Here is a 15,625-nt window from a genome sequence, read left to right as displayed (position 1 = left end):
AAAAATTTCTTCGGAGACTAAGTTTATGCTGCACATTGTGGATGATGAAGATGCTGTCAGAGACGCCCTGTCCTGGCTGGCGCGCTCGCGAAATATCGCGGCAACCAGCTACGATTCCGCCGAAAAATTCTTGTCCGCACTCGATCATCCCCTACAGTTCGATCCTCAGGGCGACTGCCTGTTACTCGATGTAAGGATGCCGGGCATCAGCGGTACTGCCCTATTCGATATGCTGACAAACCGCCAGATCATAAGGCGCTTGCCCGTCATTTTCTTGACGGGTCACGGCGATGTTCCGATGGCAGTCGACACCTTGAAACGCGGCGCCTTTGATTTTTTTGAAAAACCGTTTAACGACAACAAGCTCATGGACAGGGTGCAAGAAGCACTGGCCCAGTCGCGCGAAGCAGGTGCGTCGGCGGTGATTCATGAGCGGCTGGCGACCTTGTCGGCACGCGAGCGCGAAGTGCTCGATCTGATCCTGCTGGGAAAAATGAACAAAGTCATCGCCGATCAATTAGGCATCAGCATGCGCACGGTCGAAGTACACAGAGCGCATATTTTTGACAAAATGCAGGTAAAAACTGCGGTCGAATTAGCCGGATTATTGAAGTAACGCCAGCAGACAAGCTAGCTGCCGCTCATTGGCCCAATTTAGCCGATTTACCCATCCGTCTCAGCGCCATTCGCAATAGTACGCATATCTACGCATATTCTTTTGAATTTTAGGGGAGTATAGTCAAATTTAGTGCTGATTGCGCTGGTTATACGGCGCGCTTAAAATATACTCCTATCCAGTAAGACAATTTACCCATGTCTGTCGCCACGCTCCTCATCCCTGATTTTGCGCTTATCGTGCTGGGCTTTTTGCTTGCTCGCTTTGCGAACTGGGGCGGACATTTTTGGGCTGGTGTAGAAAAAATCGTCTATTACCTGATGTTCCCGGCGCTGCTGTTCTACACCACGTCGCGGACGCCGTTTAACTTCACGACCACAGGACATTTTTTGCAAATCGCGTTTATCGCGACCGCTTGTGGCATGGGCTTGGGTTATCTCGCCAAATATTTTTTCACCAGCGCACCGAAAGTGTTTGAATCCGGCGTCCAAACCGCGTTTCGCTTTAACTCGTACATCGCACTGGCGCTGGCCTCGCGCCTCGCGGGTGATCAGGGCACGGCATTGATGGCTTTGCTGATCGGTTTTCTGGTCCCTTTGTGCAATATGGCGGCGGTGTATGCGCTGGCACACAATAGCGGCAAACTTCTCATCGAAATCGCCAAGAATCCGCTGGTCGTGGGCACCGCATCCGGCGTCATCGTCAACCTTTGCCAGATCCCGGTTCATGAAGCGATCAATGCAACCTTATCGCGTCTGGGCAATGCCTCGATTGCACTCGGCCTGCTCGCAGTTGGGGCTGGCATTCGCTTATCTGCCTTACACGAAGCCAAAGCAATGGCGAGTTATTTTCTGACGATTAAATTATTGGTACTTCCACTGATCGCGCTCTTACTTGGTCACTGGATGCAATTACCTTTGCTGCAATTACAAATCGTCGTGATTTTTTGTGCCCTGCCGACGGCATCCAGTGCCTTTGTACTCGCAGCACGTATGGGCGGCAACGCGCCGTTTGTCGCTTTCCTGATCTCGGCCAGTACCGTACTGTCGGCGATCACGCTACCGTTCTGGTTATCGCTGGTGCATTGAGCCGATGTGCGGCTAACTACCTTACCGGATTCATGGCCAAATCAGTTGACAGATCAGTTGCAAAATCAGTTGCAAAATCAGTGACTACAACTCGACACCGTGCTGCTGTAAAGCCCAGATCACATGCTCGCGCACCAGATCCGATGGATGTTGTAACTGCGCCTGCAAAGCCTGAACAATCACTGCATCGCCACGCATGCTATTCGCCGCATTCCCCAAACCCACCGCGAGGTTGCGCAGCCAGCGCTCATGCCCGATACGGCGTATCGGACTACCTTCCAGATAGCGCATAAACTGCGCTTCGCTCCAGGCGAACAAGCTCACCATGCTGGCATGATCAAGTCCATTCCGCACATCAAAATCATCCACACTCGCTTGCTGGGCAAATTTATTCCAGGGGCAAAATAACTGACAGTCATCGCAGCCGTAGACACGGTTACCGATCAAGGGTCGCAGCTCAACGGGGATACTGCCATGCAATTCTATGGTGAGGTAAGAAATGCAGCGTCGGGCATCAAGCTCATATGGCGCGATAATCGCACGGGTCGGACAAACGTCGATACACGACTGGCATTGTCCGCAGTGCTCACTGACAGGCGCATCAACTGGCAAAGGAAGATCGACCAGAATCTCACCCAGAAAAAACATCGATCCGGCGTCACGGTTCAGGAGCAGAGTATGTTTGCCGCGCCAGCCTATGCCTGCTTTGGCAGCCAGTGCAACCTCCATCACCGGTGCCGAATCAGTAAACACCCGATAACCCAGCGCACCGATTCGGGCTTCAATTTTATCGGCGAGCTGCTGCAAGCGATTTCGCAATACCTTGTGATAATCGCGACCGCGTGCATACACTGAGATCACCGCCGTATCCGCCGCCTGCATCTGCGCGCGCGCATTGCTACGCCAATCGGCTTCCCCGCTTTTAGGCAAATAATTCATACGGGCAGAGATCACCCGCACCGTGCCCGGCACCAGTTCCTCCGGACGTGCCCGCTTCATTCCATGGGCAGCCATGTACGCCATCTCGCCATGATGCCCGGCATCAAGCCAGGCCTGCAAACCCGACTCAGCATGACTCAGGTCAATATCGGCAATACCCAGATCGGCAAAACCGAGCTCTTTACCCCAGGTCTTGATCTCCAGCGCCAGCGTTGCCAAATTGACCTGGCCCTGAGATCGTTGGTCTGCGGCTAGCTTGTCTGCTGTCAGGTGTACTGCTTCGTGCGCTTCTTCGTGCATTAAAGACTTCCGACGCGGTATGATGTGCAATGAAATTTCATCTGGAATGTATTACGGCAAATGTCACATTATAAAACGACACTGGCGGATGAAGCCGCCACGCAAGCGCTGGGCAAGCGCCTCGCTTTACACCTGCGCCCCGGTTTCAGCATTTATCTGCATGGCGATCTCGGTGCAGGCAAAACCGCCCTGACCCGCGCCCTGCTGCATGCCGCAGGTCATCAGGGCCATGTCAAAAGTCCTACCTATAATCTGGTCGAAATTTATCAGATCCAGCTGCAAGGGCAAGACGTCAAGATCATGCATTTTGATCTGTATCGCATGACTAGCCCAGAAGAATTTTTGGAGGCAGGCTTTCGCGAAGAATTCAATGAGCATACCGTCTGCATTATCGAATGGCCAGAAAAAGCCGAAGGTATCTTGCCTCCCGCCGATCTCAATATTTTTTTACGCATCGCCGGTCATGGCCGTGAGGTAGAATTGCAAGCCTTGTCTGACAAAGGTAATGAATGTTTAGCAAAACTGAATTTCGCTCCCAATCTGTAAGCACGTCGCCAGTCGCAAAAAAACGCCGTACCATCCTCAAGGCGGGGAGCACGCTACTCATTTCCATCATGGCACCCGATCTTGCTCTGGCAGCGATGGCAGCCCAGATACTAGCCGTACGCGTCTGGCCTGCCGAGGACTACACTCGCGTCACCCTGGAAAATAACAGCGATCTTAAAACCAGTCACTTCACGGTCAAAAATCCGGAACGTCTGGTAGTCGACATCGAGGGCATCGAACTCAATCCTACGCTCAAAGAACTGGTCGCCAAGATCCAGTCGAATGACCCTTACATCAAGCAAGTACGCGTAGGACAAAATCGCCCGAATGTCGTGCGGCTGGTATTCGACCTGAAAGAAGAAGTCAATCCGCAAGTATTCACCCTGCAGCCCGTCGGCAATTATCAGCACCGTCTGGTGTTCGATCTCTATCCCGCCAATCCTCCCGATCCTATTGCAGCCATGATAGAAAAAGGCGACTGGCATAAAGATCTGCCCAAAGATTTGACGCCACCAAGAATCGATAACAAGCCCGAGCTGAAGTCAGAACTCAAAACTGATTCTAAAGCGGACAAAGCAGATAAGACAGATAAGCCCGACAACAAGCCTGAGCACAAAACAGATCCGGCAACAGAGTCAGATAAAAACGCCGTCAAAACACCAGTTCTGACACGCATGATCACCATCGCCATCGACCCCGGTCACGGCGGCGAAGATCCGGGTGCCATCGGTCGCGGCGGTAGTCGTGAAAAAGATGTCGTGCTATCGATTGCTAAACGTCTCAAAGCCAAGATCGAACAAATCCCGAATATGCGCGTGATGCTGACGCGTGACGGCGATTATTTTGTACCGCTGAACGTCCGAGTTCAAAAAGCCCGTGCTGTGCAAGCCGACCTGTTTATGTCAGTACATGCCGATGCCTTCGTCAACTCAAGTGCCCGCGGCTCGTCGGTCTTTGTCTTGTCTGAAAAAGGCGCGAGTTCTAGTGCAGCTCGCTGGCTGGCGGATAAAGAAAACGCCGCCGATCTGATTGGTGGTGTCAACATCAAAACCCATGACAAACAACTCGCCAGCGTCTTACTCGATCTGTCCACTACAGCACAAATCAACGATAGCCTGAAACTCGGCAAGGTCGTACTCAGTGAAATCAGCAGCATCAACCGCCTGCATAAAGGCGCGGTCGAGCAAGCCGGTTTTGCCGTGCTCAAAGCACCGGATATTCCAAGCATCCTGATTGAAAGCGCCTTCATCTCGAATCCGGAAGAAGAAGCCAAACTCACGGACGATACCTATCAGGACCAGATGGCCGACGCCGTAGTCAAAGGGATTAAAAAGTATTTTTCCAGGAATCCGCCGCTGGCAAAGAATCGGCTGACCTGAACGTTGACGCGTTTTCCAGCGTCAATTCGGAGGAGTTGATCTAAGGTTTCAGGTCGGCATTCTGGATCTGGACTTCGACATCCGAATCACAACCAATGCCCGAGGCAATCCAGCGGCGAAACAGACGTTGCAAAAGACGCTGCAAAAAATTCTGCGCTAAACGCTCGGCACCTGAGCGGACGAAAGGCGGCAAAAAAGACGGCAAGTAAGTCATCCAACGCAAATACGTAGCAGGCGACAACAACAGGCCGCAACGATATCGCTGATGATCGTCACTCCACTGCAAGGCACGGCATGCACCTTGTCGCTGCCTCAGCCAGATCCGAGCGACAGGACAAGGCTCTGCCGCACAACACACGCCACAACCGTTACAAGCTTGTCCCGGCGCCGGTTTTGCCGGTGCAGCGGGATGTAGCCAGATGGTTTGCAGCTGCGTTTTCATGGTTTATTTTCTCAACATTCTCCGGCCGACTTTCCACAGAGCACCGAGCACAATCGGAAATACGGCTGCACCGACACCGACCAGCACAATCGCATTCAGATGCTCGCGGACAAAAGGGATATTACCGAAAAAATAGCCTGCTAAGACGACAGAGAACACCCAGAACAAAGCGCCGAGTATGTTGTAGACCTGAAAAGTCTTATGCGTCATGTCTGACAAGCCGGCAACGAACGGGGCAAAGGTGCGTACCAGCGGCACAAACCGTGCTAGCACAACGGTCTTGCCGCCGTGTTTTTCATAAAATTCGTGGGTCTTTTTGATTGCATTACGGTCTATCCATTTATGCTCGCGCTCCAGCACTTTGTGACCGATCATGCTGCCTATCCAATAATTCAGCGAATTACCGGTGATCGATGCGACGATCAGCAGTGTCATGAGTAACCAGAGGTCCATATCACCACGGGCGCAGAAAGTGCCTGCAATAAACAGTAGTGAATCGCCAGGCAAAAACGGCAAAATCACAAATGCGGTTTCAGAAAAAATAATCGCGAATAAGACGACATAGACCAATGTCCCGTATTGCTGAATAACCAATCCCAATGATTTATCGACATGTAAAAGCATGTCCAGTAACTGCATGAAATCCATAATTCTCCTCGGTAGCGGCGCAATCATACACTAGGGTCTGCTAACAATCGAATCGGGAGTGCGAATGATTCTGAAGAAGCACGGTGCGAGACAGAAGTGACGCTCAGAACGCCACGTGCTCTCATTTTCTCTATCAGGCCATTCCCGTAGGGTTCATGTCAGGAGACACGATGGACTGCGTTGCCCCTCTTGCTGAGGCACCAGCCTCAGCGGCGATGCGCGCCTTGCCATCCTGCGCCCTGACATGAACGCATCTCCCGACCCGATCGTTAGCAGACCCTAACGCCCATCCAATTTTGATGACGAGCACAGGTATAATCTTGGGATGAACGAGACATCCACTCCCCACCGCCCTATCCAAGCCCTGTCTGATCAACTGATCTCCCAAATCGCCGCAGGCGAGGTGGTCGAGCGGCCATCCGCCGTAGTGAAGGAGTTACTGGAAAATGCGCTGGATGCAGGATCTAGCAGCATCCAGATCCGGCTTGAAGAAGGTGGCGTCAAACGCATTGCTATTAGCGACAACGGGCGTGGCATCCCGGCAGATCAATTACCTCTGGCCGTCGCACGTCATGCGACATCCAAGATCGCGTCGCTGACGGAGTTGGAGAACGTGGCCACGCTGGGTTTCCGCGGTGAAGCGCTGGCATCAATTGCCTCCGTTGCCCTACTCACACTGACCACCCGCACAGCGGAAGCCCCGCATGCGTGGCAAATTGAGAATGGCAAAATCTCTCCCGCCTCCGGCGCGCAAGGCACAACGGTGGATGTCCAGGACCTGTACTACAACACACCGGCGCGTCGCAAATTTTTAAAATCCGAACAAACCGAGTTCGGTCATTGCGCCGAAGTCGTGCGCCGCATTGCGTTGGCGCGTCCCGATGTGACATTTTCGTTATCGCACAACGGCAGAGCGGTCGATCACTGGAATGTTAGCGCGATTGATAAGCGCAGCGCTCATATTCTGGGTGAGGCCTTTGCCAATGCCCGCCTGCCACTAGACGAGAGCGCAGGGCCATTGCGCCTGCACGGTTTTGTCGGTTTGCCAACCGCATCGAAAGGTCGCGCCGACGCCCAATTTTTCTATGTCAATGGCCGCTTTGTCCGGGATAAATTGCTGACCCACGCTGTCCGTGCCGCCTATCAGGATGTGTTGCACGGCGACCGTTACCCGTCCTACGTACTGGCGCTCGACCTTGATCCGGCGCTGGTCGATGTCAATGTCCATCCGTCAAAAATTGAAGTCCGGTTTCGCGATAGCCGTGCGGTACATCAGTTTGTATTTCATGCGGTGAACCGCGCTCTGGCACAAACGTCGGCCACGGCATTTGGCACCGTCCCGGCACCTGCCACAGCAATGGCGCCGCAACTCAATGGTGCAATCAATACAACCAACGCAGCGAACACAACATCAAACGGCAGAATGCCCTGGCTAAGCGGTGAACAAACTACATTCGGTGCGCAATTTTCACCACAACCACTGGGTCAGAGCGGCTACGGCTACGACTACGCGCCGCAACACACCGCGCAGACCGGAGTTGCCCAGAGCTTGCAAAATTACGGTGCCTTGTTCGCCCGTGACCAGAATAATGAGAATCGAACCGGCAATTCAACGCCGATAGGTGGAACTGAATTACCGGCAGACGAGCATCCGCTCGGCTTTGCGCTGGCGCAGTTGCATGGCGTGTATGTCCTGGCACAAAACAGCAAGGGACTGGTGCTGGTTGACATGCATGCAGCGCATGAACGCATCTTGTATGAGCAATTAAAAAATGCGCTCGATGCCAATAGCATGCCGGTTCAGCCTATGCTGATCCCTGTGACGTTTTATGCCGATGGCGTAGAAGTGGGCACGGCAGAAGAGCATCAGGCTACCTTGCAGGCATTGGGTTTCGATATTGCCGCAATCTCTCCGACCACGCTGGCAGTGCGTTCAGTACCTGCCTTACTCAAAAATGCTGATGCCCAGTCGCTGGCACGTGATGTGCTGCGTGAGGTCAGAGAATTCGGCGGTTCGCGAGTGCTGATTGACCGCCGCAACGAGTTATTGGGCACGCTGGCCTGCCACACCGCCGTGCGCGCCAATCGCAGCCTGACTGTCATCGAAATGAACGCCCTGCTCCGCCAGATGGAACAGACCGAGCGCGCCGACCAGTGCAATCACGGCCGTCCGACCTGGGTACAACTGGGATTGAACGACCTCGATAAAATGTTTTTGCGCGGTCAATAAGACGTACCTATAGGACAAACGCAAACAGTAAAGCCGCACACCTCGGAGACGCGAAGACGCGGAGACACAGAAAAAAATAGGCGTAAAACGGCTACATAGGATATCAACATCAAGGAAATTTTAGAAATGAATCCCTAAGCAGCATGCGCCTCCTGGCACGAAATGCCTCTGCAAGCCGCGTCAACATTGCGGGTTCATTGTCAGGAACTTCTAAAAACTTTTTAACCGTTACGTCATGGCCTCCTTACTTCTGCCACTCTTGCCTTTTCTCTGCGTCTCCGAGTCTATGTGGTGAGATGTCTTGATTTTGCATAAGTCCCACTGGTAATCCTGATCTATTTATATCAACACCGATGTTATCAACCTTAACCAAACAGGCAGTATGAGCACACGTCACAAGGTCATCGCCATCATGGGCCCGACCGCCTCGGGCAAAACGGCTGCCGCGCTCGAAATCGCCCGCCACATTCCAGCCGAGATCATCTCCGTCGATTCGGCACTGGTGTATCGCGAGATGGACATCGGCACCGCCAAACCCAGCGCAGCAGAACTCGCATCGGCACCGCATCACCTGATCGACATTATCGATCCGGCCGATGCCTACTCCGTTGCCCAGTTTCTCATCGACACCAGGCGACTCGTGGACGAGATCGCTGCGCGTGGCAAGCTCCCTCTACTGGTCGGCGGCACGATGATGTATTTCAAAGCCCTGATCAACGGCCTCGACGACCTGCCCGCAGCCGATCAGGCACTGCGCGCCGAACTCGACGCCGAAGCCGCACGCGACGGCACCCCCGCACTGCATGCCCGGCTAGCCACGCTGGACCCGATAACTGCCGCACGATTAAAGCCAAACGACTCGCAACGCATCCAGCGCGCACTGGAGATCATTGCACTAACAGGCCAGCCGATGTCCGAACTGCTGGCACAACAACCAAAAGCCGAAATGCCGTTCGAAATGCTCTCGCTGTCGCTGGAACCATCCGACCGCGCTATCCTGCACCAGCGTATTGCCAGACGCTTTGACATCATGCTGGAGCAAGGTTTTCTGGACGAAGTACGCCACCTGCGCGCACGCGGCGACCTGCATCCCGACCTGCCATCGATGCGCTGTGTCGGCTATCGCCAAGCATGGGAATATCTCGACGGCACCTGCGACCTAAACGACATGCGCGAACGCGGCATCATCGCCACCCGCCAGCTAGCCAAGCGCCAGCTCACCTGGCTACGCTCCATCCCCGAGCGCACCGTCATTGATTGCCTGGGTAAAAACCCGACAGAAACCCTGCTCCAGCACGCCATTTCTTATCGAAATTCCTAACAAAAAAGGCAAGCATCAAACATTGATAATGAAAATCGCCATTTGATATTGACACCAATAAGTCAAAATGGCATAATTTCGGGCTTCTTGGTGATATAGCTCAGTTGGTTAGAGCACAGCACTCATAATGCTGGGGTCGGTGGTTCAAGTCCACCTATCACCACCAGAATTTCGCTTTAGGAATACCTAAGACGTATGAAAAACCCGCTTTTAGCTTAGGCTAAAGCGGGTTTTTTGTTTTCTAAGCGTTCTTAACGTCCATTGACATCCAATTTGGGAATTGGATGCGCCACCTATTTGTACTATTTGTCCCGAATTAAGTCGAGCCCGCAGAACGCCAAAAAATTCAGGCAACCGCTAGCCAACTGCACACCAGCGTCGCGCAAGACAAAGCACGCCATACCCAAGCAGCCGACATACTACAACACATGGCACAGCAAGAGTCCAAATACAAACTCTAGGGCAACTTGAACGAGCTGATAGGTTCCGCCGACGGCAAAAAATTCAGCGATTACACGCAGCAATATACGCTAGACTTATTGCTAGACTACTCCAGTCGCCACCTGTACGAACTATCACACAGCTACCGCCTGCAACGCATCAACGACTCGCTGGCGCTGATGGTGATAGACCCCAGGGCATGGGCGGCGAATCTTCTCTTGTCTCATTAGAGCTGGCACTAGGCATGGTATCGCTATCATCGAACCGGGTACGCGTTGAATCGTTATTCATCGACGAAGGCTTCGGCAGCCTCGACGCAGACACCCTGCGCGTAGCGATGGACGTCCAAAACAGCCTGCAAGCCATAGGTCGTAAGGTGGCTGTGATCTCGCATGTGTACGAAATGACGGAACGGGTTACTACCAAGATTTTGGTGCAGAGCTCGGCTGGGGAGTAAGAGTTTGATTGTGGTTGGGTGATTTAAAACATGTGTGATGCTGAATTCATTTTAAAATAAATTACAAGGGCAAAATGAGAATCAAATCTGTAAAAATTGAAAATTTTAGGGCTTTCAAAAACGAAACGATTAAATTTGACAATTACAACTGCATCGTTGGTTCCAATGGTGCTGGAAAATCCACCATTCTTAACGCTCTAAACGTATTTTTTAGATCATTTAAGGACTCAACAACAGATTTGAGCAAACTATCAGAAAATGATTTTCATCATAAAAACACGGCCGATGAAATTCGCATTACAGTGACATTCGATGAATTAACTGAGGATGCAAAAGAGACTTTATCGACCTACGTGAGACATGATGTACTAATAGTCTCCGCAGTTGCTAGATTTGATTCTAATACGGGTCGAGCAGAAATAAAGCAGTACGGAAATCGATTGGTAATGAAAGATTTTAAAGCTTGGTTTGAAAAAAACAAGGAAGGCGCGAAAGTGCCTGAATTGCAGAGCATCTACAATGATTTCATAAATAAGTATCCAGACCTTCCTCAAGTAAAAACAAAAACTGACATGGAAACGGCTCTAAACACTTATGAAGAAACACATCTAGAAAATTGTGAATTAATACCATCTGAGGATCAATTCTATGGCGCAACAAAAGGCACAAATAAATTAGCTCAGTATATTCAGTGGGTGTTTGTGTCCGCATCGAAAGACGTTACTTCCGAAGCCACAGAGTCCAAAACTTCAGCACTTGGCCAATTGCTTGAACGCGCAGTTAGATCGAAAGTAAATTTTAGTGCCAAAGTCAATGATCTAAGGGAGAACGTAAAACTAGAATATCAGAAAATGTTGGACGCAGAACAGTCTGTTCTATCGGATATTTCCACATCAATTGAACGCCGATTAAAGGTTTGGGCAAATCCCTCCGTGACAGCAAAAGTTGAATGGAAACAAGATCCAGAAAAAAGTATAAAAGTCGAAGAACCATATGCACATATTTTAGTCGGAGAAAAAGGCTTTGATGGGGAACTCGGTAGATTTGGCCATGGAATGCAGCGCTCATTTCTGCTTTCAATCTTGCAAGAGTTGGCGTCCATTGGAAGCACCGGCCCAACATTAATCATGGGGATCGAAGAACCCGAACTTTATCAGCACCCACCTCAAGCGAAATATTTATCCGAAGTAATTCAAACATTATCTGAAGGTGGATGCCAAGTCATTGCATGTTCACACAGCCCATATTTTATTCCGGCTGATAATTTTTCTTCAGTCCGTGTTGTGAGGGAATGGTCTGATCCATGTTACTCGGAAGTGTCTTCTGTTGGATATCAAGAAATTTCTGTAAAACTTCAAGAAGTCGGAGAAACACTTGTCCCAACAAAAGGCTTGCTTGCCAAGCTATACCCAACACTTCGCCCAGAAATAAATGAAATGTTTTTTTGCAAAAAACTTCTTCTCGTAGAAGGAATTGAGGATATTGCACACGTTATTACCTATGTGGAATTAATGAAAAAATCAGACCAGTTTAGGTCAGAAGGTTGGCATATTGTACCTGTCGGTGGAAAAAGCAATTTGATGTATCCGATATGTATAGCACAAGCTCTGAAAATACCTGTGTATGTTATCTGTGACGCAGATACTGACAAAGAAGATCTGACCGTTATTGCAGAATTGGCTCACAGCACCGAGCAGATAAAGATAAATAAACTAAAAAAAATTAACGACGAAATAACACAACACAAAAAAGAAAACAAAGCCATTTTGCAGTTATTAAATGCCGATACTACTTTGCATTGGCCGAGCGAAACGATTGAAATAAAAAATTTGACGATGTGGAAAAGTAATATTACAGAAATCATTAAAAATGAGTTCGGCGAAAATTGGACGACATATAAAACTAAAGCAGCTGCCAACTTCGGAAATATTGCAAGCTTACAAAAAAATCCTTTGGCAGTCGCCAAGACATTAGAGCTTGCTTGGAACGCTGAAATCAAGAGCCTCGCTCTGATTTCATTAGTGAACAATATTTTCAAATTAAACCAAGATGGGAATTATTAAATGCCCATCACTTTTGATTTACACATACTTGGTTGGAAGGCCTTTGAATATCTCGTTAGGTGTATTTTTCGCGACAGTTTTGGCCAAATATTACAGGTTTTTTCAGAGGGATCTGATGATGATCGATATGCCACATTCCAAGAAACCTGTAATCAAAGAGGACAGCGTAGCAATAATTTTAAGCCCGATATAAACGTCATATAAACACGTGAAATTTAGGCATAGATTTCACAGTTTATATGCGTGTCCAATGAATTTCTAAATTTCAGGAGAAGCTCAGTCGGGAGCTACCACGTAAAGTCATCCGGGATCTGGAAGGCGGCATACGGATCATCTGCATCGATTTCGGTCGTTGTCTTCCTCACCACCAGTGACGCATCGCGCTCGGCGATTTTATCCGCGATAATCCGGGACAGTAATTCTATTTTACCCTCCAGACACACGATCACCAGTCGGCCGGCAATCAAATGCGTCTGTACCTCTGCCGACACATAGATCTTATCGATCTTGGTACCGTGAGTGTAGTAATAAGCGATGTCGCTTGGGAAGGTTAGGGTCAGCACCGCTTTAATTGAATGGATCTCTCCACTCACTTTCACACTAATTGATTCCAGCCCTCAACATTGATCAGATACTTGGTCGCTTTGCCTTTGCCGCATGAGATCACCGCGCCTTTTTGCAGCAGATCGGCGAGATCTCGGGTGGCGGTGGCTTTGGATGCGCCGGTGATTTTGCTGTGTTTTTCTGCTGTCATACCACCCAGAAATCCGCCATCGCCCGCATCGAGTAGTTTTTGCAGGGTTTTGCGCTGGCGTTGGTTGAAGTTGCTGTGCAGGTGATCGCTCCAGAACTGTGCCTTCAAGATCGCCTGGCTGATGCCTTGTTGTGTGTGTTGGCACGCCGTCGTAAATAGCTTGAGAAACCAACTGACCCAGGGCGTGATATCGAGATCGCCCGTTTGCGCCTGATGCAGTGCATCGTAATAGTCTTTGCGGTGTAGTTGCAGGGTGCGCGACATACTGATGAGGCCCGCAACACCGAGCTGCTGGGTTTGCGCATCTTGTGCCAGCGCTCTGTCGATGATGGCGCGGCCGATACGCCCGTTGCCATCTTCAAAAGGATGGATAGTCTCAAACCAGAGGTGGGCAATTGCGGCACGAATGATGCCATCGACATGATGGGTTTGCTCGGCAGGCGCATTGAACCATGCCAAGAAAACCGCCATGTCAGTGTTCACCCGGGCAGAATCGGGGGCGCGATAGTGGACGACTTCTTTGCCCGCTCTGCCACTGATAATTTGCATGGGTTCGGCAAAGCTGCGAAATTGCCCGACCTGAATACGCTGTATGCCAGAGGTACCGCCAGGGAACAAGGCCGATTGCCAGCGACAAAGGCAATCTTCATCGAGTATTGCATTTAGGTTGTTGGTCGCGTCGAACATGACTTCGATCAGGCCATCGACATCTCTTGCGCTGCTGCCGGTGTCATTAAAACCCAATTTGCGCATAACTGACGAACGCACTTGCGCTACATCTAATTGCTGCCCCTCGATGGCTGCCGTAGCGATGGCCTCTTGTACCAGAATGTCTTGCCGCAGCGTTTGCAAATCACTTCGCGCCAAGCCTATCGCTTGCGCTTTCCCTGCCAATACGCCGAGCTGCTGACGCGCCTCAGCTAATGGTGCGGCAAGTAGTTGCATATCGTATTGGCAACGCGGCCATGCAGCTTTTTGCCAAATGTATGAAGAGATGCCACGCGGAGTTTGAGCTGATTTCATCGCTTTTACGGATCATGGTTTGAGCCGTATTTTAGGATTTTACGGCTCAACTGTCCAGAAAAATACCGGGTGACACCGTAACCCGCAATTGTATAGTGCCAATAGCCGTCGGGCGTATTGCACCGATTAATTCAGACGAGGTAGCTCATTCCAGCGTCCTTTGTCTCCCTCGATTAAACGTGATGCAGCAAGCGTAGCGTGCGCACTTTGTGGGTATGCCATGCGCACCGCCCAAGCCGATACGCGTTAATCAATAGCCACTTTTGATGCTTGCCATTCGGTGCGCATGGCTCACCCTACCGATTGCTGGTTACTGGCTTGTAGAAGGAAAGTTAAGTCACTAAAGAGGGACAGCATCGCAATAATTTTAAGCCCGATATAGACGTCATATAAACATATGAAATTTAGGTATAAATTTCTAAATTTCAGGAGAAGCTCAGTCGGGAGCTACCACGTAAAGTCATCCGGGATCTGGAAGGCAGCATACGGATCATCCGCATCGATTTCGGTCGTTGTCTTCTTCACCCGCACCACTAGTGATGCATCGCGCTCGGCGATTTTGTCCGCGATGATACGGGGTAGTAATTCTGTTTTACCCTCCAGACACACGATCACCAGTCGGCCAGCGATCAAATGGGTCTGCACCTCTGCTGACACATAGATCTTATCGATCTTGGTACCGTGGGTGTAGTAATAAGCGATGTCGCCAGTGCCCTTGCTTTGGCGATTCTTTTGCACCAGCTGGACAATTTGCGCAAAAACTGCTTTTTGGCTCGCGGCCGCATCGCGTTGCGCATTGAGTTCGCGAGCGCGTTCGGCATTTTTACGCTGTACCTCAAGCGCGGCCAGACGCGCTTCATCCACGCTCTCGTTGCCAGTCCGGCGCTCGACCTTCTTTTGCTTGCTCTTTTCCTGATGGACCAGTTTGGCTTTGTTTTTATCGACTAGTCCTGCTTTTAAAAATTGATCTTGCAATGAGGCCATCTTACAACTCCGAAAAATAAGTGCCACCGGTCCAAGGCAACGCTGCCGACCAATGGCAAGCCGCTAGCATAGCAAAATTTTCTATTCTGCAAGACCGTAACCTGCAATAAGTAGGGAGAGCTTCCCCTAATTACTTTGAGGTTCCCTCGATATTTCGTCACGCAATACCTAGGTATATGTACAAAAACCCACTTATGAATTCGCACTAAAACGTGAGTTTATTGCCAACATGTTTGAGATTTATTTACTTACGAAGGTGATACGCGTACATTAGATTTATCTGCCGCTCTTGTTGCCTAATTGGTTGAATTGAGGATTTATAAGAACACACTCTTCTTCAAAAAATATTAACTGATTTAAAGTTTTTCCATTAGATGAGATAACAAGCGTTTAT

14 protein-coding genes, 1 tRNA gene and 1 pseudogene are annotated in these 15,625 nt (G+C 50.3%); 10 read left to right on the top strand and 6 right to left on the bottom strand.

Features of this window, described 5'->3' with window-relative positions; all coding sequences use genetic code 11:
* Nucleotides 1–25 precede the first annotated feature (25 nt).
* On the top strand, nucleotides 26–616 hold the full coding sequence (locus ACO0K3_RS13685) for a response regulator transcription factor (RefSeq protein WP_422961508.1): 591 nt from the start codon (nucleotides 26–28) through the stop codon (nucleotides 614–616).
* A 197-nt stretch (nucleotides 617–813) separates the two neighbouring features.
* Nucleotides 814–1,704 (top strand): AEC family transporter, encoded by an 891-nt coding sequence (locus tag ACO0K3_RS13680; protein ID WP_422985450.1) that lies wholly within the window; start codon nucleotides 814–816, stop codon nucleotides 1,702–1,704.
* Nucleotides 1,705–1,788: 84 nt separating this feature from the next.
* Here ACO0K3_RS13680 and queG read toward each other — a convergent pair whose 3' ends face one another.
* Nucleotides 1,789–2,943: a tRNA epoxyqueuosine(34) reductase QueG gene (queG, locus tag ACO0K3_RS13675; RefSeq protein ID WP_422985448.1), complete on the bottom strand. Its 1,155-nt coding sequence runs from the start codon at nucleotides 2,941–2,943 to the stop codon at nucleotides 1,789–1,791.
* 60 nt (nucleotides 2,944–3,003) lie between these two features.
* On the opposite strand from queG, the gene tsaE reads away from it, so the two are divergent.
* Complete coding sequence (tsaE, locus tag ACO0K3_RS13670; RefSeq protein WP_422985446.1) at nucleotides 3,004–3,489, top strand: tRNA (adenosine(37)-N6)-threonylcarbamoyltransferase complex ATPase subunit type 1 TsaE; 486 nt, start codon at nucleotides 3,004–3,006, stop codon at nucleotides 3,487–3,489.
* Nucleotides 3,453–4,868: an N-acetylmuramoyl-L-alanine amidase gene (locus ACO0K3_RS13665; RefSeq protein ID WP_422985444.1), complete on the top strand. Its 1,416-nt coding sequence runs from the start codon at nucleotides 3,453–3,455 to the stop codon at nucleotides 4,866–4,868. The genes tsaE and ACO0K3_RS13665 overlap by 37 nt, the downstream gene beginning before the upstream one ends.
* 40 nt (nucleotides 4,869–4,908) lie before the next feature.
* Here the strand turns inward: ACO0K3_RS13665 and ACO0K3_RS13660 are convergent, their stop codons facing one another.
* On the bottom strand, nucleotides 4,909–5,310 hold the full coding sequence (locus ACO0K3_RS13660) for a hypothetical protein (RefSeq protein ID WP_422985442.1): 402 nt from the start codon (nucleotides 5,308–5,310) through the stop codon (nucleotides 4,909–4,911).
* Between the two features lie 3 nt (nucleotides 5,311–5,313).
* Nucleotides 5,314–5,958 (bottom strand): VTT domain-containing protein, encoded by a 645-nt coding sequence (locus tag ACO0K3_RS13655; protein WP_422985440.1) that lies wholly within the window; start codon nucleotides 5,956–5,958, stop codon nucleotides 5,314–5,316.
* Between the two features lie 325 nt (nucleotides 5,959–6,283).
* On the opposite strand from ACO0K3_RS13655, the gene mutL reads away from it, so the two are divergent.
* The 6 genes from mutL (at nucleotide 6,284) to ACO0K3_RS13625 (ending at nucleotide 12,470) form a co-directional block, all read left to right on the top strand.
* Nucleotides 6,284–8,188: a DNA mismatch repair endonuclease MutL gene (gene mutL, locus ACO0K3_RS13650; RefSeq protein WP_422985438.1), complete on the top strand. Its 1,905-nt coding sequence runs from the start codon at nucleotides 6,284–6,286 to the stop codon at nucleotides 8,186–8,188.
* A 382-nt stretch (nucleotides 8,189–8,570) separates the two neighbouring features.
* Nucleotides 8,571–9,509 (top strand): tRNA (adenosine(37)-N6)-dimethylallyltransferase MiaA, encoded by a 939-nt coding sequence (gene miaA, locus ACO0K3_RS13645; RefSeq protein WP_422985436.1) that lies wholly within the window; start codon nucleotides 8,571–8,573, stop codon nucleotides 9,507–9,509.
* 89 nt (nucleotides 9,510–9,598) lie between these two features.
* Nucleotides 9,599–9,675, top strand: a tRNA-Met gene (locus ACO0K3_RS13640).
* 301 nt (nucleotides 9,676–9,976) lie between these two features.
* Complete coding sequence (locus ACO0K3_RS13635) at nucleotides 9,977–10,180, top strand: hypothetical protein (protein ID WP_422985434.1); 204 nt, start codon at nucleotides 9,977–9,979, stop codon at nucleotides 10,178–10,180.
* The gene (locus tag ACO0K3_RS13630; protein WP_422985432.1) at nucleotides 10,150–10,407 is read left to right on the top strand and encodes a hypothetical protein; all 258 of its coding nucleotides are present in this window, start codon (nucleotides 10,150–10,152) and stop codon (nucleotides 10,405–10,407) included. The genes ACO0K3_RS13635 and ACO0K3_RS13630 overlap by 31 nt, the downstream gene beginning before the upstream one ends.
* A 74-nt stretch (nucleotides 10,408–10,481) precedes the next feature.
* Nucleotides 10,482–12,470, top strand: a complete 1,989-nt coding sequence (locus tag ACO0K3_RS13625) for an AAA family ATPase (protein ID WP_422985430.1) — start codon at nucleotides 10,482–10,484, stop codon at nucleotides 12,468–12,470.
* Between the two features lie 287 nt (nucleotides 12,471–12,757).
* Here ACO0K3_RS13625 and ACO0K3_RS13620 read toward each other — a convergent pair.
* The 3 genes and pseudogenes from ACO0K3_RS13620 to ACO0K3_RS13610 form a co-directional block, all read right to left on the bottom strand.
* Nucleotides 12,758–13,009, bottom strand: a pseudogene (locus tag ACO0K3_RS13620) (DUF2058 family protein); the annotation flags it as partial.
* Between the two features lie 56 nt (nucleotides 13,010–13,065).
* On the bottom strand, nucleotides 13,066–14,247 hold the full coding sequence (locus ACO0K3_RS13615) for a Fic family protein (protein ID WP_422985428.1): 1,182 nt from the start codon (nucleotides 14,245–14,247) through the stop codon (nucleotides 13,066–13,068).
* A 447-nt stretch (nucleotides 14,248–14,694) separates the two neighbouring features.
* On the bottom strand, nucleotides 14,695–15,231 hold the full coding sequence (locus ACO0K3_RS13610; protein ID WP_422985426.1) for a DUF2058 domain-containing protein: 537 nt from the start codon (nucleotides 15,229–15,231) through the stop codon (nucleotides 14,695–14,697).
* Nucleotides 15,232–15,625: the final 394 nt, after the last annotated feature.

It is taken from the genome of Undibacterium sp. Rencai35W, from assembly GCF_049340185.1.
Lineage (GTDB): Bacteria > Pseudomonadota > Gammaproteobacteria > Burkholderiales > Burkholderiaceae_D > Undibacterium.
This window is presented reverse-complemented; position numbering and strand designations above follow the sequence as displayed.

What these genes read in the sequence shown, in the direction of transcription:
- ACO0K3_RS13685 (WP_422961508.1), top strand. Translation starts at nt 26, where the DNA reads ATGCTGCACATTGTGGATGATGAAGATGCTGTCAGAGACGCCCTGTCC.
- ACO0K3_RS13680 (WP_422985450.1), top strand. Translation starts at nt 814, where the DNA reads ATGTCTGTCGCCACGCTCCTCATCCCTGATTTTGCGCTTATCGTGCTG.
- queG (WP_422985448.1), bottom strand. Translation starts at nt 2,943, where the DNA reads ATGCACGAAGAAGCGCACGAAGCAGTACACCTGACAGCAGACAAGCTA.
- tsaE (WP_422985446.1), top strand. Translation starts at nt 3,004, where the DNA reads ATGTCACATTATAAAACGACACTGGCGGATGAAGCCGCCACGCAAGCG.
- ACO0K3_RS13665 (WP_422985444.1), top strand. Translation starts at nt 3,453, where the DNA reads ATGTTTAGCAAAACTGAATTTCGCTCCCAATCTGTAAGCACGTCGCCA.
- ACO0K3_RS13660 (WP_422985442.1), bottom strand. Translation starts at nt 5,310, where the DNA reads ATGAAAACGCAGCTGCAAACCATCTGGCTACATCCCGCTGCACCGGCA.
- ACO0K3_RS13655 (WP_422985440.1), bottom strand. Translation starts at nt 5,958, where the DNA reads ATGGATTTCATGCAGTTACTGGACATGCTTTTACATGTCGATAAATCA.
- mutL (WP_422985438.1), top strand. Translation starts at nt 6,284, where the DNA reads ATGAACGAGACATCCACTCCCCACCGCCCTATCCAAGCCCTGTCTGAT.
- miaA (WP_422985436.1), top strand. Translation starts at nt 8,571, where the DNA reads ATGAGCACACGTCACAAGGTCATCGCCATCATGGGCCCGACCGCCTCG.
- ACO0K3_RS13630 (WP_422985432.1), top strand. Translation starts at nt 10,150, where the DNA reads ATGGGCGGCGAATCTTCTCTTGTCTCATTAGAGCTGGCACTAGGCATG.
- ACO0K3_RS13625 (WP_422985430.1), top strand. Translation starts at nt 10,482, where the DNA reads ATGAGAATCAAATCTGTAAAAATTGAAAATTTTAGGGCTTTCAAAAAC.
- ACO0K3_RS13615 (WP_422985428.1), bottom strand. Translation starts at nt 14,247, where the DNA reads ATGAAATCAGCTCAAACTCCGCGTGGCATCTCTTCATACATTTGGCAA.
- ACO0K3_RS13610 (WP_422985426.1), bottom strand. Translation starts at nt 15,231, where the DNA reads ATGGCCTCATTGCAAGATCAATTTTTAAAAGCAGGACTAGTCGATAAA.